22 protein-coding genes are annotated in these 21,740 nt (G+C 51.2%); 5 read left to right on the top strand and 17 right to left on the bottom strand.

All coding sequences use genetic code 11. The features are described 5' to 3' along the window. Window positions 1-205 precede the first annotated feature (205 nt). On the top strand, window positions 206-1,114 hold the full coding sequence (ttcA, locus tag ACSTTO_RS07100; RefSeq protein ID WP_439272453.1) for a tRNA 2-thiocytidine(32) synthetase TtcA: 909 nt from the start codon (window positions 206-208) through the stop codon (window positions 1,112-1,114). An 11-nt stretch (window positions 1,115-1,125) separates the two neighbouring features. Continuing rightward, on the top strand, window positions 1,126-1,950 hold the full coding sequence (locus ACSTTO_RS07095; RefSeq protein ID WP_439272452.1) for an inositol monophosphatase family protein: 825 nt from the start codon (window positions 1,126-1,128) through the stop codon (window positions 1,948-1,950). 36 nt (window positions 1,951-1,986) lie between these two features. On the opposite strand, the gene ACSTTO_RS07090 is transcribed toward ACSTTO_RS07095, so the two are convergent. The 9 genes from ACSTTO_RS07090 to purC all read right to left on the bottom strand — a co-directional run bounded on the left by ACSTTO_RS07090 (window position 1,987) and on the right by purC (window position 10,471). Continuing rightward, the gene (locus ACSTTO_RS07090) at window positions 1,987-3,249 is read right to left on the bottom strand and encodes a multidrug effflux MFS transporter (RefSeq protein ID WP_439272502.1); all 1,263 of its coding nucleotides are present in this window, start codon (window positions 3,247-3,249) and stop codon (window positions 1,987-1,989) included. Window positions 3,250-4,058: 809 nt separating this feature from the next. Then, window positions 4,059-4,391 (bottom strand): Grx4 family monothiol glutaredoxin, encoded by a 333-nt coding sequence (gene grxD / locus ACSTTO_RS07085; protein WP_439272451.1) that lies wholly within the window; start codon window positions 4,389-4,391, stop codon window positions 4,059-4,061. Window positions 4,392-4,566: 175 nt separating this feature from the next. Then, window positions 4,567-4,800 carry a BolA/IbaG family iron-sulfur metabolism protein gene (locus tag ACSTTO_RS07080; RefSeq protein WP_022711527.1) on the bottom strand — a complete coding sequence of 78 codons (234 nt, stop codon included), beginning with the start codon at window positions 4,798-4,800 and terminating at the stop codon, window positions 4,567-4,569. Between the two features lie 163 nt (window positions 4,801-4,963). Continuing rightward, window positions 4,964-7,195: a phosphoribosylformylglycinamidine synthase subunit PurL gene (gene purL / locus ACSTTO_RS07075; protein WP_439272450.1), complete on the bottom strand. Its 2,232-nt coding sequence runs from the start codon at window positions 7,193-7,195 to the stop codon at window positions 4,964-4,966. Between the two features lie 125 nt (window positions 7,196-7,320). Beyond that, entirely contained in the window at window positions 7,321-7,716 is a 396-nt protein-coding gene (locus tag ACSTTO_RS07070) for a hypothetical protein (protein ID WP_439272449.1), read from the bottom strand. An 89-nt stretch (window positions 7,717-7,805) separates the two neighbouring features. Continuing rightward, on the bottom strand, window positions 7,806-8,456 hold the full coding sequence (locus tag ACSTTO_RS07065) for a glutathione S-transferase family protein (protein WP_439272448.1): 651 nt from the start codon (window positions 8,454-8,456) through the stop codon (window positions 7,806-7,808). A gap of 111 nt (window positions 8,457-8,567) precedes the next feature. Continuing rightward, on the bottom strand, window positions 8,568-9,239 hold the full coding sequence (gene purQ / locus ACSTTO_RS07060) for a phosphoribosylformylglycinamidine synthase subunit PurQ (protein WP_439272447.1): 672 nt from the start codon (window positions 9,237-9,239) through the stop codon (window positions 8,568-8,570). A 116-nt stretch (window positions 9,240-9,355) separates the two neighbouring features. Then, a complete protein-coding gene (gene purS, locus ACSTTO_RS07055; RefSeq protein WP_439272446.1) occupies window positions 9,356-9,598 on the bottom strand; it encodes a phosphoribosylformylglycinamidine synthase subunit PurS in 243 nt (80 codons plus the stop codon). Window positions 9,599-9,706: 108 nt separating this feature from the next. Beyond that, on the bottom strand, window positions 9,707-10,471 hold the full coding sequence (purC, locus tag ACSTTO_RS07050) for a phosphoribosylaminoimidazolesuccinocarboxamide synthase (protein ID WP_439272445.1): 765 nt from the start codon (window positions 10,469-10,471) through the stop codon (window positions 9,707-9,709). A gap of 308 nt (window positions 10,472-10,779) precedes the next feature. On the opposite strand from purC, the gene ACSTTO_RS07045 reads away from it, so the two are divergent. Next, entirely contained in the window at window positions 10,780-11,100 is a 321-nt protein-coding gene (locus ACSTTO_RS07045) for a DUF1476 domain-containing protein (protein WP_439272444.1), read from the top strand. Window positions 11,101-11,327: 227 nt separating this feature from the next. Continuing rightward, complete coding sequence (locus tag ACSTTO_RS07040) at window positions 11,328-12,104, top strand: HpcH/HpaI aldolase family protein (RefSeq protein WP_439272443.1); 777 nt, start codon at window positions 11,328-11,330, stop codon at window positions 12,102-12,104. Between the two features lie 93 nt (window positions 12,105-12,197). Here the strand turns inward: ACSTTO_RS07040 and ACSTTO_RS07035 are convergent, their stop codons facing one another. Next, window positions 12,198-12,746, bottom strand: coding sequence for an RBBP9/YdeN family alpha/beta hydrolase (locus ACSTTO_RS07035; protein WP_439272442.1), 549 nt, complete (start codon window positions 12,744-12,746; stop codon window positions 12,198-12,200). Window positions 12,747-13,105: 359 nt separating this feature from the next. On the opposite strand from ACSTTO_RS07035, the gene ACSTTO_RS07030 reads away from it, so the two are divergent. After that, the gene (locus tag ACSTTO_RS07030) at window positions 13,106-13,921 is read left to right on the top strand and encodes a VOC family protein (protein WP_439272441.1); all 816 of its coding nucleotides are present in this window, start codon (window positions 13,106-13,108) and stop codon (window positions 13,919-13,921) included. A gap of 84 nt (window positions 13,922-14,005) precedes the next feature. On the opposite strand, the gene purB is transcribed toward ACSTTO_RS07030, so the two are convergent. The 7 genes from purB to ACSTTO_RS06995 form a co-directional block, all read right to left on the bottom strand. Then, window positions 14,006-15,316 carry an adenylosuccinate lyase gene (gene purB / locus ACSTTO_RS07025; RefSeq protein ID WP_439272440.1) on the bottom strand — a complete coding sequence of 437 codons (1,311 nt, stop codon included), beginning with the start codon at window positions 15,314-15,316 and terminating at the stop codon, window positions 14,006-14,008. Between the two features lie 72 nt (window positions 15,317-15,388). Then, on the bottom strand, window positions 15,389-16,066 hold the full coding sequence (gene rpe, locus ACSTTO_RS07020) for a ribulose-phosphate 3-epimerase (RefSeq protein WP_439272439.1): 678 nt from the start codon (window positions 16,064-16,066) through the stop codon (window positions 15,389-15,391). 115 nt (window positions 16,067-16,181) lie between these two features. Next, a complete protein-coding gene (locus ACSTTO_RS07015; protein ID WP_439272438.1) occupies window positions 16,182-17,105 on the bottom strand; it encodes a lipid A biosynthesis lauroyl acyltransferase in 924 nt (307 codons plus the stop codon). A gap of 84 nt (window positions 17,106-17,189) precedes the next feature. Beyond that, window positions 17,190-18,218, bottom strand: coding sequence for a zinc-binding dehydrogenase (locus ACSTTO_RS07010; protein ID WP_439272437.1), 1,029 nt, complete (start codon window positions 18,216-18,218; stop codon window positions 17,190-17,192). Window positions 18,219-18,280: 62 nt separating this feature from the next. After that, a complete protein-coding gene (locus ACSTTO_RS07005; protein WP_439272436.1) occupies window positions 18,281-19,552 on the bottom strand; it encodes a beta-ketoacyl-ACP synthase in 1,272 nt (423 codons plus the stop codon). Between the two features lie 129 nt (window positions 19,553-19,681). Further along, the gene (locus ACSTTO_RS07000; protein ID WP_439272435.1) at window positions 19,682-20,845 is read right to left on the bottom strand and encodes a beta-ketoacyl-ACP synthase; all 1,164 of its coding nucleotides are present in this window, start codon (window positions 20,843-20,845) and stop codon (window positions 19,682-19,684) included. A gap of 269 nt (window positions 20,846-21,114) precedes the next feature. Further along, window positions 21,115-21,396 carry an acyl carrier protein gene (locus ACSTTO_RS06995; protein ID WP_439272501.1) on the bottom strand — a complete coding sequence of 94 codons (282 nt, stop codon included), beginning with the start codon at window positions 21,394-21,396 and terminating at the stop codon, window positions 21,115-21,117. Window positions 21,397-21,740: the final 344 nt, after the last annotated feature.

Genomic DNA, 21,740 nt, shown 5'->3' with positions numbered 1-21,740 from the left:
CCATGTCGTATAATCTGCGTAAAGTTGATGAAATGGTTTTTATGCGGGCGGGGGCAGATTGTCGCTTGGCACCTTCCTTATTGCGAACATGGGCAGTTCGCTTTATGCGATGCTGTAAAGGCGTTAATGCAGCACGATTGAGATATTTATGAATCTTCACAACAAAAATTTGAGCGATTTGCCGGATACAGCTTTGCAGGAGCATATGGCTGCGTCCGGAGTATCTGCGCCGGCTGATGAGCCGGTTGATTATGCAACAGCACCGGACAGTGACGGGAATAATGATGGCTGCCATCCGTTGTTTCGCAATGTGCTGTCTTCTGTCGGGTTTAACAAGCTGCGCAAGCGTCTGCTGCGCCAGACCCGTCAGGCTCTGGATGATTTTGCCATGGTGTGCCCGGGTGATCGCTGGCTGGTGGCACTGTCTGGCGGCAAGGATTCTTACGGGCTGCTGGCTCTGCTGCTGGATCTGAAATGGCGCGGTTTATTGCCGGTTGATCTTATCGCCTGTAATCTTGATCAGGGGCAGCCTGGTTTTCCAAAACATATTTTGCCGGATTATCTGACCAAAAACCAGATTGCACATCGCATTGAGTATCAGGATACTTATTCCATTGTGACGGATAAAGTGCCTGAAACCCAGACCTATTGCGCCTTATGTTCGCGTTTGCGCCGCGGCAATCTTTATCGTGTTGCCCGTGAGGAAGGGTGTTCGGCACTGGTGCTTGGCCATCATCGTGAAGATATTCTGGAAACCTTTTTTATGAATTTGTTTCATGGCGGGCGTCTGGCCTCCATGCCGCCTAAATTGCTGAATGATGAGGGCGATTTGCTGGTGTTGCGCCCGCTGGCCTATGCGGCAGAGGATGATCTGGCAAAATTTGCGGCTGCGATGGATTTCCCGATCATTCCCTGCAATTTGTGCGGCAGTCAGGATGGTTTGCAGCGCAATATGATGAAGGCCATGCTGAATGATATTGAAAAACGCATGCCTGGCCGCAAGGATACGATGATCCGCGCATTAACCAATGTGCGCCCCAGCCATTTGCTGGATCGCAAGATTTTTGATTTTGCCTCATTGCTGGCACCGGAGCAGCCTATTCTTGAAAAATAACGGAAGCTGATATGTTTGATCGTCAGGAAATTAACTGGCTGGCTGATTTGCTTGCCGCAACCGCTGATGCGGAAATTCTGCCGCGTTTTCGCCGGCTGGACAGTCATGATATTCGCCGGAAAACTTCAGCGGCCGATCTGGTGACCGAGGCCGATATACACTCAGAAAAGATGATTACGGCTGCGTTGCGGGCGCGTTTTGCCAATGCGATGATTGTGGGGGAAGAGGCTTGCAGTGATAATCCGGCCTTGCTTGAAGGCCTTGGCTCTGCCGAGCTGGCTTTCACCATTGATCCGGTGGATGGCACATTCAATTTTGCATCCGGTGTGCCATTGTTCGGTGTCATGCTTTCGGTAAATATTAAAGGCGAGACGATTGCCGGTATTATCTATGATCCGATGGGGCGTGACTGGCTGATTGGCGTGAAAAGTGCGGGTGCCTATATCCGCCGCGCGGATGGCAGCGAACAAAAAGTGCAGGTTGCCAAGGCGCCGCCGCTTAAAGAAATGACGGGTTGTGTATCCTGGCAATATTTGCCGGAGCCTGACCGCACATTGGTGGCTGGTAATCAGGCCAGATTTCTCTCACATCTTGGTTATCGCTGTGCGGCGCATGAATATCGGGTGATAGCCACTGGGTGTGCGCATTTTGCTGTTTATAACAAGTTGATGCCGTGGGATCATTTGCCGGGCAATCTCATTCATCAGGAGGCGGGCGGCTATACTGCCAGGCTTGATGGCAGCGCCTATAGGCCGGGTCATGTTGATGGTGGTTTGATTGTTGCCCCTGATAAGGCAAGCTGGCAGGCTATCAAGCAGGCGCTGTGGCAAAAATAACAAGAGCCCGCCATAGATTGGCGGGCTTTATTTGTTTTATTTTTCAATCGTATGCTGTGGCGAGGCGGAAACTGTGCGGAATAATTTTCCCTGTTCGGCAATCAGCACAAAGACCATGGCAATTGCCCCGACGCTGAAATAACCAAGCGCCATCGGAATTGTTGTGCCGTTGAAGGACTGGCCGATGAGCATACCGATGGTGGTGCCGATAAGGGATTGCACAAAACCCAGTACAGAAGAGGCCGTGCCTGCCACTTGCCCCAGCGGCTCCATGGCCAGAGCGTTAAAATTGCCGCCTATCGAGCCAAAGCAGAACATGATCAATGCAAAAATCACGATATAAAGCGGGAAGGGCACCGGCCCCTGAAAGGCCACAGATAATACAAAGAGCAAAAAGCTGAGCGTGATAAAGGTAATCAGCAGGACTTGTGAGATACGGCGCATGCCAAACCGGCCGACCATGCGTGAATTAAGGAAAGAAGACAGCGCCATAAAGGCTGCCACTGCAGCAAATGCCACAGGAAAACCACGCCCCAGATCATAAATGCCGACATAGATCTGCTGGGCGGAATTGATAAATCCGAACAGCGAGCCAAGCATGAAAGAGGCTGCCAGCGTGTAGCAAAAGGCAATGCGATTACCAAGCACAATGCGAAAACCGCTGATGACAGATTTTGCCGTGAAAGGACGGCGATATTCTGCCGCCAAAGTTTCAGGCAGGCGCAAATAGGCCCAAAGGCCGATTGTGCAGGCAAAAAGCGCCATGAAACCGAAAATCATATGCCATTCGGCAAAAACCATAATCAGCTCACCGGTGGCAGGGGCAATGACCGGAACAATCATGAAGACCATCATGGCAAGCGACATGATCTCGGCCATTGCACGGCCGGAATAACGGTCACGGACAATGGAAACGGTCATCACGCGGGTGGCTGCGGCTCCGATACCCTGCAAAAAGCGCAGCACGAGCAACATGCTGAAATCAGGTATCCACATACAGGCCAATGATGTGAGAACATAAATGCCAACGCCGATCAGCAAGGGTTTTTTGCGTCCGAACCGGTCGCTGACCGGGCCGTAAAACAGCTGCGAAACTGAAAAACCAAACAAGTAAACGGAAATGACATATTGGTGGTGGTTGGCTGTCATTACCCCAAGGGTTGAGCCTATCTCGGCTAAAGCGGGCAACATAATATCAATTGCCAGCGCATTGATGGCCATCAATGCGGCAATAAGGGCAATAAATTCTGTGCGGGATAATTTAAACCCGTCTGAAGGCAGATTGCCGGATGAGGGCATAACGCCCGATAAGGGTTCACTTTTCATCTATTATCAAACCTCGTCCGGATGATTTGAACCGGATCAGAAAAATCAATGTACAGATCAGGAGGCACAGCAAACAAGCAATCATTGCTGCCTTGCCAGTCATGGTCTATCAGGTTGATCAAACCTGAATGTGAATTGGTCCGGATCGCGCAGTTTTGCAAAGTTTGCGCTGTCTCCGGTTTGCAGGATTTTGCATAGAGCGGTCTCAGGTTGAGGTAGCAACACTGTACCGCTCCGGGCATTTGTCTTGTCCGCATTCTGTGTCACTAAAACTGCTCAACAGTTTTGTCGCAAAATGCTCCGGCCGCTTATGCCATATTTCGGCGAAAACCATGTATCATATGAATACAGGCTATCCGCAATTTATGCCCGGGATTTCAGGAGTTATATTTATCAGCCAACAAAATATGCGGCCTTATGCCAAGGCAATGCCGCTGATAAATATTGTTTGAAAAACTGGCAGATTGTCAGAATGTTTCGTTTTTGTGCTGTTTGTTCAACACAGGATAAAACGAAGCAGTTCTGTATCCTGATATCTGTACCATATATAGATTCATTAAGATGACAATCTTGCCGGAATGATAATTTTTAATTTAAAATTTTAAATATAAAAAAACGGCAGCTGTACTGCCGTTTTTAAAATATCACAATTTCGTGATAGCGCGAAATAGCCGTTACAATTTGCGCTGATGCTCTCTCATCACAGGCTTTGCGTTTTAGCTGCCTGCAAAATTTTGGCCATAGAGCCTGCCTGAGACAATTCCCTTTTGCCAAAGATTATATCAGGCTGCTTTGGTGGCAATGCCTTTTTCTGCAAAAAGAGCCTGCAATTCACCGGCCTGGAACATCTCGCGCACAATATCGCAACCGCCGATAAATTCACCCTTTACATAGAGCTGGGGAATGGTTGGCCAGTTGGAATATTCCTTGATACCCTGACGCATTTCATCAGAAGCCAGAACATTGATGCCCTTATAATCAACGCCGATATAATCCAGCACCTGCACAACCTGACCGGAAAAACCGCATTGCGGAAAATCCGGAGTGCCTTTCATAAAAAGCACAACATCGTTGTTTTTAACTTCATTATCAATAAGGGCGCTGATGCCGCTCATGGAAGGATCCTTTCATTGCCGGCGGGACAAGTTCCGCCAGAGTTAGGCATTAAATTGAATTTCTGCGCAGCTAATAAACGAAACTGCAATCATGTTCCAGAATGCGCATTGCCGCAGATTTATTGTGCGGCTCGGGCAGAGTAATACTGCCGGAGCCGGCTATTTAAATTTCGGCTTATTCCGGTGCGCGGGTTTGCAGGGCAAGGGCGTGCAGAACTCCGCCCATATTGCCGCCCAGCGCGTCATAAACCATTTGATGCTGCTGCACGCGGGTTTTGCCGCGGAAGGCTTCCGCAACGACTTCGGCAGCGTAATGATCACCGTCTCCGGCAAGGTCGCGGATGCTGACAACAGCGCCGGGAATGCCTGCCTTGATCATGTCTTCAATATCACCAGGTGCCATAGCCATATTAAAATCCTCCGAGAGCATTTTTTCTGATTAGATTTATAAATACCCTTTAATTTCCGTTTGTTCAAAACGGCTGTTTTTACCGAGTATTATTTAAGTTGGAGCCTGCGCCTAGGTGTTTCAAGGCGCAGGCTCATTTATTCGCCGGTATTGAGAACCGGTATTATGATTTGCCGTTCATATAGTCAGGGAACCATGATTCATAGGCCTGATGCAACTCTTCAACAGGCAGGGCTCTGGCATTGCCCAGAATAACCGCCTTGCCGCCGGTACGGCCAATAAGCGGGACAGAGACCCCTGCTTTTTCAGCGCGTGCCTGCACTTGTGCCAGATTGGCCTGTGTTACCGTGAGCACATAGCGCCCCTGATCCTCACCAAAGAAAGTGAGAACAGGACTATGTGCCGCAGGCTGGCTGATGGTTGCGCCCATGCCGCCCTTGATTGCCATTTCAGCAACCGCCTGTGCCAGACCGCCTGATGAGCAATCGTGGACGGCGGTCACAAGGCCGTCTTCAATCAGGCCGCGCACAAAATCACCGGTTGCTTTTTCATGCGCCAGATCAACATGCGGGGCAGGGCCGTCAATGCGGTTGTGGATGTCGCGCATATAGGCGGATTGGGCAATATGCGTGCCCCAGCCTTCCGGCGCGCCGGCAAGCAGAATGGCTTCTCCCTCTGCGGCAAAGGCAATGCGCGCCATTTTCGCCCAGTCCCTGATCAGGCCGACACCGCCAATGGTTGGTGTTGGCAGAATAGCCCGACCATTGGTTTCGTTATAGAGCGAGACATTGCCGGAGACGATCGGAAATTCCAGTATACGGCAGGCTTCGCCAATTCCCTTAATGGCATGAACAAGCTGGCTCATGATTTCAGGCCGTTCAGGATTACCGAAATTGAGATTATCGGTTGAGGCAAGCGGCGTGGCACCGGTTGCGGTGAGGTTGCGCCAGCATTCGGCCACAGCCTGTTTGCCGCCCTCATAAGGATCAGCTTCCACATAGCGCGGCGTTACATCCGAGGAAAAAGCAAGCGCCTTGGTCTCATGGCCGTCAACACGGATGACACCGGCATCGCCGCCCGGCAATTGCAGGGAATTTCCCTGAATCAGCGTATCATATTGTTCATAGACCCAGCGGCGGGAAGAGCCATTGGCAGAATTGAGCAGGCTGATCAGGCTGTCTGCAATATCGGCTTGCGGAATATCATCTGCCGCAAGCGGCTTTGGTGCAACAGCCGGCGTCCACGGGCGGTCATATTCCGGCGCTTCATCGCCAAGCTCCTTGATTGGCAGATCAGCAACTTGTTCCCCCTGATGGAATACACGGAAGCGCAGATCATCGGTGGTTTTGCCGACAATGGCAAAGTCCAGCCCCCATTTTCTGAAAATTGCCTTGGCCTCATCCTCTTGTTCAGGGCGCAGTACCATCAGCATGCGTTCCTGACTTTCCGAGAGCATCATTTCATAGGCTGACATATGCTCTTCGCGCACCGGCACGGTGTCGAGGTTCAGTTCAATACCGAGATCGCCTTTGGCCCCCATTTCAACCGCGGAGCAGGTAAGCCCGGCTGCTCCCATATCCTGAATGGCGATAACAGCGCCGGAAGCCATAAGTTCAAGGCAGGCTTCCAGAAGGCATTTCTCGGTAAACGGATCGCCAACCTGAACGGTCGGGCGTTTTTCTTCAATGGATTCATCAAATTCAGCCGATGCCATTGTTGCGCCGCCAACGCCGTCGCGGCCGGTTTTAGCACCAAGATATACAACCGGCAGGCCAACGCCTTCGGCTTTGGAATAAAAAATCGCATCGGATTTTGCCAGCCCTGCCGCAAATGCATTAACGAGAATATTGCCGTTGTAACGCGCATCAAACTCAACTTCGCCGCCAACGGTCGGCACGCCAAAAGCATTGCCATAACCGCCAATGCCGGAAACAACGCCGGAAACAAGATGACGGGTTTTGGGGTGATCAGGCTCGCCAAAACGCAGTGCATTCATCGCGGCAACAGGGCGTGCGCCCATGGTAAACACATCGCGCAAAATGCCGCCGACGCCGGTGGCTGCCCCTTGATAGGGTTCGATATAGGACGGATGATTGTGGCTCTCCATTTTGAAAACCACACAGTCGCCGTCATCAATATCAACAACACCGGCATTTTCACCTGGCCCCTGAATAACGCACTTGCCGGTTGTTGGCAGGGTGCGCAGCCATTTCTTGGAGGATTTATACGAGCAATGCTCATTCCACATGGCGGAAAAAATACCCAGTTCCGTGAAGCTTGGTTCACGGCCGATCAGGTCAAGAATGCGCTGGTATTCATCGGGCTTGAGGCCGTGTGCGGCAATCAGTTCCGGTGTGATCGGGTAATCATTACGGATTGACTTTTTGCTGTCCATATCGGTGTCGCTGTCTTCTCTGGTCTGTGAGCGGATGCTCGGATATGTGATGGGTAATGCTCAGTTTTATAATTTAGCAGCTTCGCTGGCGGTTTACATTCAGCAGCTTCGCTGACAGTTTACATTTAGCAGCTTCGCTGGCCGGCAGCCCAGCGCGCTGTATCGCGCTCGATGCGTTGTGCAAGCGGGCTTTGCATGAGCGGGCCAAAATGCTCCATACGCCCCGGATTGCCCTCAGCCTGCACAACCAGCAATGGCCGGTCATTGGGATTATTGGCAGGTACCACCAATATGCGCGGCCTGCCGGTGAAAGAATTGAGCTCCGGAGCAAGGCTGTATTTACGAAAATCCGCATCGCCGGATTTGAACCAGCATTGCTTAGCGCCCAGTGCCACGCGCTCCATGGTTGCCAGCGCCGTGTGGCTGACATTTGCCGCGGGAGGAGTGTTTTTTGGAGACGCGAAACAACCGCTCAAAGCGATTGCAGTCAGAATTGTGACAATCATATGCGCCGGTTTCATTAAAGACAGTGCCTTGTAACATAACGGGGTAACGGAAATTTTGATGCAAGGCCTGAAGACTGTTTTCAGGCCTCGCCGGTCATCAATATTCAGTTTTTGGTTTTTGTCAGCGCCTTGCGGGCATCCTGCATCTCGCCAAGCACCGCGGCAATCTCCGCAATGCCCTGCGCATTGGTCAGATAGCCTTCAATTTTGGGGCAATCTTCAAGGATTGTTTCAAAATTGGGAAAACGGCGCAGGCTCTCCAGCAGAAAGCGGGCAGGGGCAAGCCATGCATCTGCCAAAGATACCTCTTCGCCCAAAGCATAGGGGCCGGAAGAAATGCGGCTTTCAACCGTCATCAGCGCATGGCGTATATGGGTGAAAATCTGCGCGGTTTTTTCAGGCGATGGCGGATTGGCCGGCGCAAGCAAAACCGGAATAATGGATGGCAAAATATCCAGATCAATGAGGCGCATGATGATGCGGATCTGTGCCCGATCCTTGGGATCTGCCGGCAGCATCGGCTTTTCAGGAAAACGCTCTTCCAGATATTCAGCAATAACAGATGCCTCAAACAGGGTTTCACCGGAACCGGTGATCAGCACCGGTATGCGGCGCATGGGCGATATTTCACGAAAACTCTCCGGCAGTGGCGGGCCGGCAGGGGCATCAATCAGCTTGAGTGGCAGATTTTTAACTTCAGCAATAATGCGGATAAAGGCGCAATAGGGCGATAAAGGCTTGTTGTAGAGCTTCATAATATTTCTCCCGTTTATGCTGTTTGCCGGTTTTGCCACAGAGAAGATAATTCAGGGAAAAGCCCGCCCAGTCATAATTTTCTGTATGGGCTGTGCGGGCAATTTTTCGTTTTACGAAGCCAGACGCTCCAGTGCCGAGGCAAATAATGCGCGGCCATCTGTGCCGCCATGTGCCTGTTCAATCAGATTTTCCGGATGAGGCATCATGCCAAGCACATTACCCCCTTTATTGGTGATGCCGGCAATATCATTGACAGAGCCGTTTGGATTGGTGCCTTGCGCATAACGGAAGACAACCTGATCATTATCTTCAATGGATTTAAGCACATCGTTTGTCGCAAAATAATTGCCGTCGTGATGGGCAACAGGGCAGCGGATGATCTGGCCTTGCGCATAACCGCGGGTGAAAGCGGTGCGGTTATTGGCCACTTCAAGTTTCACTTCACGGCAGACAAATTTCAGCGATGTGTTGCGCATCAATGCGCCCGGCAACAGGCCGGCCTCAAGCAAAATCTGAAAGCCGTTGCACACGCCGATCACACGCACGCCGGCTTCTGCCTTTTTACGCAGTGCCTGCATTACCGGCATACGCGCGGCAATAGCGCCGCAACGCAGATAATCGCCATAAGAAAAGCCGCCGGGAATGACGACCAGATCCACATCGGGAATTTCAGTATCGGTCTGCCACACGGTTTGCGGAGCCTTGCCGCCGATTTTGGTCAGCGCGGCAATCATATCGCGGTCGCGGTTGAGACCCGGAAGAAGGATAACTGCTGATTTCATAATGCAGGTTACTCTCTTTTAATCCTAGGCAGCACAGGCAAAGCACAAGTTACTCTGGCAAAGCTGCATCAATATCTCTTTGTTATATGGCGCTGAACAGCGGCCAGATAAAGAGATCAGGCGATATCGAAGCTGTAATCTTCAATAACCGTATTGGCGAGCAGTTTTTCGCACATGGCTTTCAGTTCTGTTTCCGCTTTTGCTTTGTCTGCAGTATCGAGAACAACATCAAAAACCTTGCCCTGACGCACAGAATTGACGCCATTAAAGCCAAGGCTGCCGAGAGCGCCGACAATTGCTTTGCCCTGAGGGTCGAGAACGCCGTTTTTGAGGGTGACGGTGACGCGTGCCTTAATCACTTTGTTATCCTGTAATCTAGAAGAGGAAATGTTTGGTTCCCGCAATGCGAAAACACTGCCCGAAAGACACAGCCCGGAAAGCGGCAGACTTCCCGGGCTGAAATCACATTATTTTACCAGAGTGGGGCCGGTAGGGCGCGGCGGCTCGTTCTCATTGATAATGCCGAGACGGCGCGCAACTTCCTGATAGGCCTCAACCAGCCCGCCCATATCGCGGCGGAAACGGTCTTTGTCCATTTTTTCATTGGTGGTCACATCCCACAGCCGTGCTGAATCCGGCGAAATTTCATCGGCCAGAACCACACGCATGGTATCGCCCTCAAACAGGCGGCCACATTCAATTTTAAAATCGACCAGCTGAATGCCAACACCAAGAAACAGGCCGGTGAGGAAATCGTTGATGCGGATGGCAAGCGCCATAATATCATCAAGCTCTGCGGGTGTTGCCCAGCCAAATGCAGTAATATGCTCTTCTGATACCATCGGATCGTCAAGCGCATCGGCCTTGTAATAAAACTCAATGATCGAGCGCGGCAGCACCGTGCCTTCCTCAATACCCAAACGCTTGGCAAGCGAACCGGCCGCAACATTGCGCACAACCACTTCCAGCGGGATAATCTCCACTTCCTTGATCAGCTGTTCGCGCATATTGACGCGGCGGATAAAGTGGGTGGGGATACCGATCTTGTTCAACTGGGTGAATATATATTCGGAAATGCGGTTGTTCAGCACTCCCTTGCCGTCAATCACTTCATGCTTTTTGGCATTGAAAGCTGTGGCATCGTCTTTGAAAAACTGAATGAGAGTGCCTGGCTCTGGTCCTTCATAAAGGATTTTGGCCTTGCCCTCGTAAATACGGCGGCGTCGATTCATGGGGTTGTCGAACCTCTGGGGTTTGCTGAAGACCGATTGAGACCATGGTCTCTTCAGGGGCGCGGCCATTTTAGCCGCAATGTCTGCGTTCCCTAGCGCATATGAGAGCTTTTAACAATCATCCTTTATGCCGCTATGTTATTTTTCAGCATTTGTTATATGCTTTTTCTGTGCGCAGTCTCTGGTTGTGCTGTTATAAGCACCCTATATGTCTGGCAGGCAGGTGTTTATAAATTTGCCGGCAAAGATGTGGCAGCGTGTTTTGCTGCTGCGGGTGTTCAGTTGTTGACCCTGAAGGTGAGGAACCTATGAGCGGAATGGATGAACGGCGTGATGCTTTTGAAAAGAAATTTGCCCATGATGAGGATTTGCGTTTTCGCGCAGTAGCACGCCGCAACAAGCTGCTTGGCTTGTGGGCTGCGGAAAAACTGGGCAAATCCGGCGATGATGCGCAGGCCTATGCCATGCAGGTTGTGCGCGCTGATCTGGAAGAAGCCGGTGATGAAGATGTCATCCGCAAGCTTGTTGCCGATTTTAATGCTGCATCTGTTGCGGTGGGGGATGCAGAACTGCGGGAGAAAATGCAGGCCCTGCTTGAAGAGGCTGTTCAACAGATCAGCGCTGAATAATGTAAGCATAAATTGCATTCAATAATGCCGTATGGACATGCGCCATACGGCATTTTTATTTGTTATGCTACTGATATCCGGAACATTCCCTTTGGGATAGAACTGTTTTATTATTCATATTATTCCGTTTGTTAGCGCATATAGGCTCAGTCAGCGGATTTGCTGATTATGCTGATAGTGCGGCTTTCCGGCTCTGATTATTTACCGGATTCTGTTACAGGTGATTCATGGTTTCATCTTCTTCTTTGGCGGCAAGGCTGCGCTTTGGTGAAAATATCTGCTCGGCCTGGAGCATGTTTTCTGATCCGCTTTTGCTGGAGGCAGTATGTGCATTGAATTTTGATGCGGTGACGCTGGATATGCAGCACGGCGCCCATACGCAAGCCAGTGTGCAATATGGTGTGGGCACAGTCAAAAATGCCGGAAAGCCGGTTTTGGTGCGCATTCCTGTCGGTCGTTTTGATATGGCAAGCCTTGCGCTGGATTTTGGCGCCGATGCGGTTATCGCACCAATGATCAATTCTGCCGATGAGGCTAAAGCTTTTGCAAATGCGATGAAATATCCCCCTGTCGGAGAGCGTTCATGGGGGCCGTTGCGCAGCAAGGCCGGTTATGGCAGCCCGGGCTCCAATGATTATCTGTTGCGGGCTAATCAGGAGACACTGAGCTTTGCAATGATTGAAACCCGCGCTGCCTATGAGGCGCTGGATGCGATTCTGGCTGTGCGCGGCATTGATGGCGTGTTTGTGGGGCCTGCGGATTTTTCCATTGCATGGAGCAATGGCCGTGAGGCTAATCCGCATTCTGAAGCGATTGCAGAACCTTTGCGCCAGATTGCCCAAAAGGCGGCTGCCAGCAACAAGATTGCCGGTATTTATGCGCCGGATATCGCCTTTGCCAAACGCTATAATGCATCGGGCTTCCGCTTTGTAACCCTTGCTTCAGACAAGGCCTATTTGTCAGCCGGCGCCAATGCCATGCTGCAGGCATGGCAGGAAAAATAATTGAACAGGAACACAAAAAGCCGCGCATTGGTCAAGCGCGGCTTTTGTCATGAAAATTGGCTATTAACCGGGATACCGGAATTATTTTTTACTTTAAAGCCGCGATAAAAATTCCGTGAAAACCATGGTGCCTTCCGGCCAGGGGCCATGGCCTGATTCTGTATTGATATGGCCTGATTCGCCGGCATCTATCAGCAATGATCCCCATGCAGCGGCAATATCTTCCGCAGCTTCAAATTTTGAAAAGGGGTCATTGCGGCTGGCTATGGTAATTGCAGGGAATGGCAGCCGCTCACGCGGATAAGGGCCAAAGGTCATCAGATGTTTCGGGCGGATGGTTTTATCCGTTACATCCGGCGGGGCAACGAAAAAGCCGCCTGCAACCTTATCTTTAATATGCGCAATTGCATGTATGGCGGTTGGCACGCCCAGTGAATGGGCAACAAGCACCACGGGTTTGGTTGCCTCGTCAACATGTTTGATGAGTGAGGCAACCCAATCTTCCCGCACAGGTTTTGACCATTCTGCCTGTTGCACACGGCGTGCGGTGGAAAGTTTTTTCTCCCAGCGGCTTTGCCAGTGATCGGGGCCGGAATTGGTATAACCCGGTATAATTAAAATATCTGCGTCTTTTACTTTCATGGGGCTGATCTACTCTTCCTGAGCAATTTATTCAATATTCTGTTCTGTTCTGTTCCGTTCAAGACATAGCGGTTTGTGCGGGAATGGAAACTGCAAATGTTTTTGTAAATAAAACGGGCGGGCGTGCAGGATAACGGCAATAAGGGGGAGGTGATGGCTGATCCTGAATATGCATATTATGATTATGCGGCAGAATTTAAAGGGGGAATTTTATCCGCATCATTGTGCACTGGAGTGTGAACAGCTTGTTTGCCGGTTTGAGGATTGAAACGCAGCCCTTTCAGCGTGATGTATACCCCATGCCGAAGCGTGTTCTATGCCTGTAAATGGCCGCAAGCCGGCTATAAACCGTAACAAGGATGAAGATAATGGGTCAATTGCCATTTGCTGTCACATGCCCTGCCTATATTGAGCGTGTCGGGCTAAAGTCACGGGATGCGGAGACATTGGCGCAATATTATCAGGATGTTATCGGCTTGCGTGAAATGGCGCGCCGAGGCGTTTCTGTCATTCTTGGTGCCGGTGATCGTGAATTGCTGGAAATTGAACAATCATCTGCCCTTAAACCGGATGATCCGCGCAGTGCGGGCCTGTTTCATACTGCTTTTCTGCTGCCTGCACGTGCTGATCTGGCGCGCTGGATCCGCCGTGCGATTGACCGGCAATTGCCGGTTGCCGGCGCATCTGACCATGCAGTGAGCGAAGCCGTCTATCTGACTGATCCCGATGGCAATGGTATTGAAATTTATGCCGACCGTGCGCCTGAACAATGGCGCCGGAATGGAGATCAGGTGCATATGGTAACCGACAGAATGGATGTGAATGATATTTTGCAGGAACTTAATAACGCGCCTGCAGAATGGATAAAAGCACCGCAGGGCACAGTTATCGGCCATGTCCATTTGCGTGTTGGCCAGATTCAGCCGGCTGAAGATTTCTGGCATGATGAACTGGCTTTTGACACGGTGGCAAAATATGGCACAAAAGCAGTGTTTCTTTCTACCGGCGGTTATCACCATCACATTGCCAATAATATCTGGCAAAGCCATGGTGCTGAAAAGCGTGATCCTGATCGCAGTGGCCTGTCCTTTGTACAAATTAATGATATGCGCGCCGGCAAGCCCCGTGTGGTTGAAGACCCGTGGGGCAATGAAATCCGCATCAATAAAATTTAACAAGCCGGAAGGAATGTAAAACACCGCCTGAGCTTTTCAGGCGGTGCTTGACAGGATTAAACAATAAGCTGTTTAGAAGCAGTTTTATTTTTGCGTGCCGAAAACACGGTTGAAAATCGTATCCACATGTTTGGTGTGATAGCCGAGGTCGAATTTTTCACGGATGACTTCTTCAGAAAGTGCGGCGCGCACTTCCTCATCTGCCAGCAATTCTTCCAGAAAGTCCTTGCCCTGTTCCCAGACCTTCATCGCATTGCGCTGAACAAGGCGGTATGCATCCTCACGCGAGACACCGGCCTGTGTGAGCGCCAAAAGCACGCGCTGTGAATGCACCAGACCGCGGAATTTGTTGAGATTGTTCATCATATTTTCAGGATAAACCAGCAGCTTCTCAATCACACCGGTGAGGCGATGAAGCGCAAAATCCAGCGTAACGGTTGCATCCGGGCCGATCATGCGCTCAACAGAAGAGTGGGAAATATCACGCTCATGCCACAGTGCCACATTTTCCATGGCGGGCATGGCGAATGAGCGCACCATACGGGCAAGGCCGGTGAGATTTTCTGTCAGCACAGGATTGCGCTTATGCGGCATGGCCGATGAGCCTTTTTGGCCGGGTGAGAAATATTCTTCCGCTTCCAGCACTTCGGTGCGTTGCAGATGGCGGATTTCAACCGCCAGACGCTCAACCGAAGAAGCGATAACACCAAGTGTTGCAAAGAACATGGCATGGCGGTCACGCGGGATGACTTGTGTGGAAACCGGCTCAGGCTTCATGCCAAGAGCTTTGGCCACATGTTCCTCAACGCGCGGATCAATATTGGCAAAAGTGCCGACAGCACCGGAAATGGCGCAAGTGGCAATTTCCTCACGCGCTGCAACAAGGCGTGCGCGGCAGCGTTCAAATTCGGCATAGGCCAGCGCCATTTTTACGCCAAAAGTTGTTGGCTCTGCATGAATGCCGTGGCTGCGGCCGATGGTGATGGTGTCTTTATGTTCAAAAGCGCGGGTTTTCAGTGCTGCCAGCAGCTTATCGAGATCGGCGATAAGCAGGTCGCTGGCACGCATTAATTGCACGTTAAAACAGGTATCCAGAACATCTGATGATGTCATGCCCTGATGGATAAAGCGGGAATCGGGACCGACAAATTCAGCCAGATGGGTGAGGAAGGCGATAACATCATGTTTGGTAACCGCCTCAATCTCGTCAATGCGTGCCACATCAAATTTGGCCGCGCCACCTTTTTCCCAGATGGTTTTGGCGGCTTCTTTCGGGATAACGCCGATTTCAGCCAGCGCATCACAGGCATGGGCTTCAATCTCAAACCAGATGCGGAATTTTGTTTCCGGCGACCAGATGGCAACCATTTCAGGGCGGGAATAGCGCGGGATCATGTGCGTTTCCTAAAAATTTATTCGACAGGAAGGCCGGCAAAGCCGGCAGCGTAAATAAAGTCAGACGGAGTTTTAACTGCGAGCCTGTTCCGCAGCCTTGCGGATGGCGGCAATATTGGTGCGGTAGCCTTCAAGATTACCAGCCTTATAAACAGAAGAACCGGCAACAAGGGAATTGGCGCCGGCCTTGGCTGCCGCGCCGGCATTTTCTGCCGTCACACCGCCGTCAATCTGCAAATCAATCGGACGGTTGCCGATCAGCGCATGAACCTGCTCAATCTTTGGCAACATGGAGGAGATGAATTTCTGGCCGCCAAAACCCGGATTAACCGTCATAACCAGAATAAGATCAATATCATCAATCACATTTTCCAGAGCGGAAACCGGTGTTGCGGGATTGAGCGCAACGCCGGCTTTTTTGCCGAGATTTTTAATCGCCTGTAATGAGCGGTGCAGGTGCGGGCCTGCTTCAGCATGAATTGTGATCTGATCAGATCCGGCCTTGGCAAAAGCCTCCAGATAGGGATCACAAGGCGCAATCATCAAATGGGTGTCAAAAAACGCATCCGTGTGCGGGCGGATTGCCTTTACCACATCAGGCCCGAAGGTAATATTGGGCACAAAATGCCCGTCCATCACATCAATATGAATCCAGTCTGCGCCGGCGGTCACAACATCCTTGATTTCCTGACCAAGTCGGGAAAAATCAGAAGCGAGAATGGAAGGCGCAATAAGAATCGGGCGGGACATGGGAGAATCCTTGTTTTAAAAGCCTGCAGCAGGACTTTGTTCCATTTTGAGGCGGTTACCATGTCCGGCACCGGCGCACAAGTTTATGTGAGGTCGCATAGCGCCAAACCTGCAATTAACCCCAGCGTTTATGGAACCACATCCATTGCCCGGGATATTCGCGCACCCAAGCCTCAACCGTATCATTGAGCAATTGCGCTGTTGCGGCAATATCCACCTGACCTTCCGCATCACGGGGTAATTCCATGCGTTCTTGCAGCTCCAAACGATAACGCCCGCCGGGCAGGCGGATGCAGCGTGCCGGATAAACATCGCAATCATATTGGCGGGCAAGCTTGGCCAAAAGCGGGTTGGTTCTAACCGGCAGATTGAAGAATGTACTTTCAACGCCACGGTGGAATTTCTGGTCAACCAGCATGCCCACATTATCATTTTGGCCAAGCACTGCGGCCAGCGACCATGCCGCACCGGCTTTGGAGGGCACCAGATGCCCCATATTGGTGCGGCGCGCTTTCAACACTTTGCGGGCGATAAACGGATTGTTTGGCGGGCGGAAGAGGGCGGTTACATTGAGGCCGAAAGTTGCAGCGCAAATCGGCAGCAGTTCAAAATTTCCCGTATGGGCGGTGAAGAAAATATGCGGCTTTTTCTCATCAAGCAGACGGCGGAAAATCTCTTCGCCCTCAACCTCAATCAGCCCCGGCTCTTTCGCATCAGGATCAAAATCAAAGATTGCATCGAGAAACACATATTCAGCCAGCAGACGCGCCATGCTATCCCACATTTCCAGTGCGATCTCCTGTAATTCAGCCGGAGATTTTTCAGGATAGGCATTGGTAAGATTGCGTATTGCCACTTTATGGCGCGATGACAAGGGGCCGATTTTGCGGGCAGCCCAGGCCGTAAAGCGAATGGCTGCTCTGGCCGGCAGCAACCGCAAGAATGCCAGCAGAATGAACACAGCCTGCGCCCACAGCCAGTAATTGGCAATTTTCAGCTTTTGCCAATATTTGAACGCAAGAAGTTTCAGTTTGAACATGAAGAGCCTTAAGTTTTTATAAATTTACAGCGCCCTGCCTGTTTAAAAAGCCGGGCGCTGTTGTGAGTGCCGGAAAATAGCCGGTCAGTCGATTTTCAGAATAATTTTTCCGAAAACGTCACGGGTCTCCATGCGTTTTAACGCCGTGTCGATTTCATCAAAACCAACGATTGTGTCAATAACCGGTGAAACCTGACCTTGCGCCATTTTCTGCATGGCATTGGCCATATTTTCCATGCGACAGCCAAAGGAGCCCAGAAGCTTGAGTTGCTGCTGGAACAGCATCATCAGATTCATATTGGTGGAAACGCCAGAAGTGGAGCCGCAGGTTACCAAACGGCCGCCGCGCTTGAGCGAGAGCATGGAGCCTGCCCATGTATCAGCGCCGACATGCTCAAATACCACGTCAACACCTTTTTTCCTGGTCAATTTGCGCAGCACCCCTTCAAAACGCTCTTCACGGTAATTGATCACATGATCAGCGCCGAGCGCCCTGGCTTTTTCAATTTTGTCGTCAGAGCCGACAGTGGTGTAGACGGTGCAGCCCATTTTTTTAGCCAGTTGAATGGCGGCAGTGCCAATGCCTGACCCGCCGGCCTGAATGAGAATGCTTTCACCCGGTTGCAATTTGGCATTATCAAACAGCATATGCTCAACCGTGCCAAAAGTGACAGGGGCAACCGCAGCGCCAATGGCATCCACATTGGGCGGGGCAGGCACCAAAAGGCGGGCAGGCAGATTAACAGCCTCACAGGCAAAGCCGTCGAGGTGGAAGCCGTGAACACCTGAAACATGCTCGCAAAGATTGTCGCGCCCTTCACGGCAGGCCTTGCACAGGCCGCAGGTGCGGGCGCCATAGATTGACACCAATTGCCCCGGCAGGACATTGGCGACACCCTCACCAATTGCGGTCACAATGCCTGAAGCTTCTGCGCCGATGGTGAGTGGCATTTTGCGCTTGGCAAATGCCATGCCGCGCCAGCCCCATACGTCAATATGGTTGAGGGCAACCGCTTTAATATTGACGGTAACTTCTCCAAAACCTAGTTTTTCAGGTGCCGGAATGTCGGTCATTTCAAGGCGGCGATCATCAAGAAGCTGTAATGCGCGCATGTTTGAATTCTATCCTTATATATTGAGTGCCGGTATTGCCGTGATAAGATTGTGCGCTGAACTTACGGCGCTGCAACCACAAGGCTGGCATTCTGGCCGCCAAAGCCGAAGGAGTTCGACAAAATAGCGGTGACATTGGCATTTCGTTTTACATTTGGCACCACATCAAGCGCAATTGCCGGATCGGGATTGTCGTAATTAATGGTTGGCGGCAATGTACCTGTCCGGATGGTGAGAAGCGAGAATACGGCCTCGATAGCACCGGCAGCAGTGAGCGTGTGCCCGATCATTGATTTGTTGGATGAGACCGGCACGGAGCCGAGCCTGTCGCCGAAAACGGATGATAATGTGAGATATTCCATCTTGTCATTTTCCGGTGTGGATGTGCCATGGGCATTGACATAGCTGATATCGTCAATGGTCATACCGGCATCGGCCAGCGCCGCACGCACGGTTGCAATGGCTGGTGAGGCATCAGGGCTGGAGCGGGTGCGGTGGAAATCATCTGCCTTCTCGCCGCAGCCTTTGAGAAGACCGAGAATTTTTGCACCACGGGCAATAGCGCTTTCCAGCGATTCCATCACCAATGCGCCGGAGCCTTCAGCCATGGCAAAGCCATCACGATCCTTGCTGAACGGTTTGGAAGCCTTATGCGCCGGATCATTCTGGGTGGAGAGAGCCGAAAGCAGTGAGAAGCGGATCAGCGCCTCAGCGGAAACAGAGCCATCTGTGCCAATAGCCAAAACACGGTCACTCTCGCCGCGGCGGATGGCCTCCACACCCAGTTGAATGGCTGTGGCACCTGATGCGCAGGCCGTGGACATGGTAACAGGCAGGCCGCGCGTGCCGAAATTATCTGCCAGACGCTCGGCAATATAGCCAAATTGCGTGGTGTTGAACTCTTCCATACGCGGATTGGCGCGGCATGCTTCCAGCAGCAACTGGTAGCTTGGCGCTCCCTTATCCTTCACCAGAGCATCGAGCGCAAAACGGCTTTTCCAGTCAAGTTCAACAGGCGGGGCTGCCAGAAAAAGCGGGCCGCCAAAATCATGAACAGGCAGGCCTGACTGGGCAATGGCTTCCTCGCCTGCAAGACGCGCCAGTTTTTCAGATAAGGCCGATGCACCGATTGTGCTTTCCGGCAAAAAATCCACCGTACCGGCAATGCGGGTTTTGAGATTTTCAGTCGGGAAACGATTAATGGTATGAATGCCGGATTGCCCGCCGGAAAGGGCGTTCCAATTATCTTCCTTGCCGGTGCCAAGCGGCGAAACCACGCCAGCACCGGTAATAGCAACTAAAGGACGGCCGAGATGATCGGTAAATTTTGACATGTAGACCTCTGGAACGTATCCCGGAAAGTGTGAAACGGTTTTCGGATATGATACGCGTAAAAACCAAAAAACAGAGCATTTTTATGATTCAGATTAAACCGGAAATGCTCCGGATATTGTAACCGGTGATCAGGCTTTGGTAATAATGGCTGCACCCTCGGAGCGGGTGGCTCCGACTGTGAGCGCAATAGCGCGTTCAATTGCGCCGTTATGCGCAGGTTCATCATCAGAGAGCGGGGCAAAGGCTTCGCCCTTCCATACGCTGAGTGCAGCCAGTGCCAGCACCAGCGGAAACTGCGCCTCGCGCATATGGCCAAACAGGTCGGAAATGCCGCGATAACTGGCGTTTTTGGCATAAAGCGCCGCTTTTTCCGCGCTGGTTGGCTGATGGACACCGGAAGCGCCGCTAACAACAAAACTGTTATCTTCCACCAATTCGCAAACAGCGGCAGTTAAATCCTGGCTGCTGCGGCGGATCTGGCCGCTGGTAATAGAGGCAATCTCACCATAGGCGCGCGCATTGCGCGCTTTGGCATGTTCTGCCTCTTCAAGAACAAGAAAAATACCGCCTGAGCCGGTGATCATGCCGCCGCCTGCCGAGCCCTCACGCTTCCAGACCGGAGCCCAGCCGTCAGATTTGAGAAAACCGCCAAGTTCATGGCCAAGCAGCATATCAAAATGCTCGGCATTATAGGAACCGCCGACAAGCGCATGGGTGCTCTGGCCGGTGCGGATGCGCGCTGTTGCGGTCTCAACCGCGGAAATACCTGAACCTTCTTCCCCCATGAAGGTGCGGGAAGAACCGGTTACCTTATGAACAATAGAAATATTTCCGGCGAGCAAATTGGAAAGCTGGGCAAGAAACAGGGTGGGGCGCAATTCTGTAGAAAGCTTTTCGTTGAGCAGTTCACCCGGCTGATTGTTGCCGCGCGCCTCAGCCAGAATTTGCGTATCCACGGTAATATCGCGTTCGCCGCCACCGGCGCCCACAATCATATCCATGGTTGCACAAAGATTTTCATCATCTTTGATGCCGGCATCTTCCAGTGCAAGGCCGGCGGCATAAGTGCCAAGCCTTTGCCAGGTTTCCATCTGGCGCTGGTCGGAGCGTTTGGGGATTTGTTGCGACCAGTCAACTTCTCCGAGCGGATGCACGGTGTAAGGCGCGAAATTCTCTGTATCGAGCTTCGGCTGCGCTCCCTTTTTTGACAGGGCAGACCAATGGGCATCCACACCCTCTCCAAGAGACGTGATGAGGCCAATGCCGGTGATGAGAACTTTTTTGCTGTGCATGAGCTGCTCGCTTGATTTTTGGTCGTAACTTTCCCAAAGGCCATATTTGCAGTGGCTGCTATCCGGGGCTGGCTATCCGGGGCTGGCTATCCGGAAGAAATCCGCAACTATATTTATGAATGACAAAAGCCGCATCAAGCGGCAATCAATGTTTTGTGACGGATCATCATATTACAGGACACTCTTGCCTCTGCAAAACCTCTTGCCTCTGTGTGTAAAAAGACGCGCAACATGATCTATAATCTGTATTGCGCGTCAGTTTAACTGAATCAGGCCTGTTTGGCAGCGACGAGTTCGTCGATTTTGGTGCAGAGATTCTTCAGAACAAAATATTCTTCTGTATCTGCTTTGCCTTCATTCACTTCCTGTGTCCACTGTTCAAGCGGAATCTTAATGCCAAAAGCTTTGTCGATAGCAAAAACGATATCAAGAAAATCAAGGCTGTCGATGCCCAGATCATCAATTGTATGGCTTTCAGGGGTGATGGAAGCGCGATCAATCTCGCTGGTTTCTGCAATAATATCAGCTACTTTGTCAAATGTTGAGGACAATTTGATAATCCTTGTATCAAGCCCGATACCAACAGGCATGTTGTTCAATCAGGGCGTGTCTATCGTTTTTCACCCAAAAGGGAAAGATGAAATTCCTTTTTAAGTAAGCCCCTGTGCAGGCTCAGATTATTTGGCCATATCTGTTTTTACGGTGAGATGTAAAGCAGAATGACAGTTTTGCCGTTATGATTTTTCATATTGCGCATAATTATGAACAAATTAGCAAGAGTTTGACGATTTACAATCATTTTGCAACTCGCTAATGCAAAAGAAGAAAATTGCGGAATAAAATCTGTTCTTAAATTATTTTTTTAGTTTGGCAGCGGGGCTCTGCAATAAGGAAA

This window comes from Pseudochrobactrum albidum (genome assembly GCF_051851455.1).
GTDB lineage: Bacteria > Pseudomonadota > Alphaproteobacteria > Rhizobiales > Rhizobiaceae > Pseudochrobactrum.
This window is presented reverse-complemented; position numbering and strand designations above follow the sequence as displayed.

Coding starts and splice junctions, on each gene's coding strand:
- ACSTTO_RS07035 (WP_439272442.1), bottom strand. CDS start 12,746: ATGAAAGTAAAAGACGCAGATATTTTAATTATACCGGGTTATACCAAT.
- purB (WP_439272440.1), bottom strand. CDS start 15,316: ATGATCCCGCGCTATTCCCGCCCTGAAATGGTTGCCATCTGGTCGCCG.
- ACSTTO_RS07065 (WP_439272448.1), bottom strand. CDS start 8,456: ATGAAGCTCTACAACAAGCCTTTATCGCCCTATTGCGCCTTTATCCGC.
- ACSTTO_RS07090 (WP_439272502.1), bottom strand. CDS start 3,249: ATGCCCTCATCCGGCAATCTGCCTTCAGACGGGTTTAAATTATCCCGC.
- ACSTTO_RS07010 (WP_439272437.1), bottom strand. CDS start 18,218: ATGCGCGCATTACAGCTTCTTGATGATCGCCGCCTTGAAATGACCGAC.
- ACSTTO_RS07000 (WP_439272435.1), bottom strand. CDS start 20,845: ATGCACAGCAAAAAAGTTCTCATCACCGGCATTGGCCTCATCACGTCT.
- purQ (WP_439272447.1), bottom strand. CDS start 9,239: ATGAAATCAGCAGTTATCCTTCTTCCGGGTCTCAACCGCGACCGCGAT.
- grxD (WP_439272451.1), bottom strand. CDS start 4,391: ATGAGCGGCATCAGCGCCCTTATTGATAATGAAGTTAAAAACAACGAT.
- rpe (WP_439272439.1), bottom strand. CDS start 16,066: ATGTCCCGCCCGATTCTTATTGCGCCTTCCATTCTCGCTTCTGATTTT.
- ttcA (WP_439272453.1), top strand. CDS start 206: ATGGCTGCGTCCGGAGTATCTGCGCCGGCTGATGAGCCGGTTGATTAT.
- ACSTTO_RS07030 (WP_439272441.1), top strand. CDS start 13,106: ATGAAGATAATGGGTCAATTGCCATTTGCTGTCACATGCCCTGCCTAT.
- ACSTTO_RS07045 (WP_439272444.1), top strand. CDS start 10,780: ATGAGCGGAATGGATGAACGGCGTGATGCTTTTGAAAAGAAATTTGCC.
- ACSTTO_RS07015 (WP_439272438.1), bottom strand. CDS start 17,105: ATGTTCAAACTGAAACTTCTTGCGTTCAAATATTGGCAAAAGCTGAAA.
- ACSTTO_RS07095 (WP_439272452.1), top strand. CDS start 1,126: ATGTTTGATCGTCAGGAAATTAACTGGCTGGCTGATTTGCTTGCCGCA.
- purC (WP_439272445.1), bottom strand. CDS start 10,471: ATGAATCGACGCCGCCGTATTTACGAGGGCAAGGCCAAAATCCTTTAT.
- purL (WP_439272450.1), bottom strand. CDS start 7,195: ATGGACAGCAAAAAGTCAATCCGTAATGATTACCCGATCACACCGGAA.
- ACSTTO_RS07005 (WP_439272436.1), bottom strand. CDS start 19,552: ATGTCAAAATTTACCGATCATCTCGGCCGTCCTTTAGTTGCTATTACC.
- ACSTTO_RS07040 (WP_439272443.1), top strand. CDS start 11,328: ATGGTTTCATCTTCTTCTTTGGCGGCAAGGCTGCGCTTTGGTGAAAAT.
- ACSTTO_RS07080 (WP_022711527.1), bottom strand. CDS start 4,800: ATGGCTATGGCACCTGGTGATATTGAAGACATGATCAAGGCAGGCATT.
- ACSTTO_RS07070 (WP_439272449.1), bottom strand. CDS start 7,716: ATGAAACCGGCGCATATGATTGTCACAATTCTGACTGCAATCGCTTTG.